The 1200-nt window shown below is 71.6% G+C and carries 2 protein-coding genes and 1 pseudogene; 1 reads left to right on the top strand and 2 read right to left on the bottom strand.

Annotation, left to right across the window (positions count from 1 at the left end; translation table 11 throughout):
- Positions 1–137 (bottom strand): annotated as a pseudogene (locus AOK17_RS49420) (VOC family protein); the annotation flags it as partial.
- An 88-nt stretch (positions 138–225) separates the two neighbouring features.
- Here AOK17_RS49420 and AOK17_RS42690 point away from each other — a divergent pair.
- Positions 226–936 (top strand): dienelactone hydrolase family protein, encoded by a 711-nt coding sequence (locus AOK17_RS42690; protein ID WP_055618039.1) that lies wholly within the window; start codon positions 226–228, stop codon positions 934–936.
- A gap of 70 nt (positions 937–1006) precedes the next feature.
- On the opposite strand, the gene AOK17_RS42685 is transcribed toward AOK17_RS42690, so the two are convergent.
- Positions 1007–1200: DNA glycosylase AlkZ-like family protein (locus AOK17_RS42685; RefSeq protein ID WP_342671563.1), on the bottom strand; the 194-nt coding region annotated here is incomplete at its 5' end.

Genomic DNA, 1200 nt, shown 5'->3' with positions numbered 1-1200 from the left:
CCGTGCCCGCCGGTGGACGGCTCCACGACGACCCAGCGGGACCCGTCGGGTCGCGGGGTGTCCTCGGCGAGCCGGAATCCGAGGGCCTCGGTGTAGAAGCGGATCGCCTCGTCGTAGTCGTCGACGACGAGGGTGACNNCTCCCCGAGGAGGAGGGGTCGCGTGCCGCCGCCGTACCCGCCTCCTGCATGCTGGAGTCAAGATCAAGCGACAGGAGTGACACACCATGTCCGAGACGCCCAGGTCGACCGGGGCCCCCGCCCACCAGAACGTCACGTTCCCGAGCGGCGGCACCACCGCGCACGGCTATCTGGCGCTGCCGCCCTCCGGACAGGGGCCCGGCGTCATCGTGATCCAGGAGTGGTGGGGCCTCACCGACCACATCGCGGACGTCACCGAGCGCCTGGCGAAGGAGGGCTTCGTGGCGCTGGCTCCCGACCTGTACGGCGGCAATGTCGCCCACGACAGCGCCGAGGCGTACCGCATGATGCAGGACCTGCCCGTGGCGCGCGGCGTCGAGCTGCTCTCCGGTGCCGTCGACCACCTGCTCGCGATGCCCGAGGTCACCTCCGAGACCGTCGGCTCGGTCGGCTTCTGCATGGGCGGCGGTTTCGTCCTCTACCAGGCCGCCACCGACCCGCGCGTCCACGCCGCCGTTCCGTTCTACGGCGTCATCCAGGGCGAGACCCCCGACTTCTCCGGCCTCAAGGCGCAGATCCTCGGCCACTACGGCGAACGCGACTCGGCCATTCCCGTCGACTCCCTCGCCCCGCTCCGCGACACGATCCGCGAGCAGTCCGGCATCACCCCGGACTTCCGCGTCTACCCCGCCGATCACGCCTTCTTCAACGACGGCCGCCCCGAGGTCCACGAGCCCGAGTCGTCGGCCCTGGCCTGGCGGAGCACGGTGGACTTCCTGCACGCACAGCTCGGCTGACCTGAGCGGTACGTCGGTGCCGTGACGCGGGTCGCGAATCGACCCGCGTCACTCACGGGTGGGTCGCGGCTCAGGCGGACGCGGTGATCCGTACGCGGTCGCTGTCGCCGTCGGAGAGGAACGCGGCCAACTCCCTTCCCTGCTCTGCCACATCGGTGCGTTCGGCCCGGGAGAGGCGGCGCAGCGGGGCGACCAGGACGGTGTCCGCCTCCACGTGCCAGGTCGCGGAGACCCTGCCGTCGACCAGGACGACGCGGGCGCCGG

The organism is Streptomyces phaeochromogenes (assembly GCF_001418655.1).
Lineage (GTDB): Bacteria > Actinomycetota > Actinomycetes > Streptomycetales > Streptomycetaceae > Streptomyces > Streptomyces phaeochromogenes.
The sequence above is the reverse complement of the archived record's forward strand: the minus strand, read 5'-3'. Positions and strand labels throughout refer to the sequence as shown.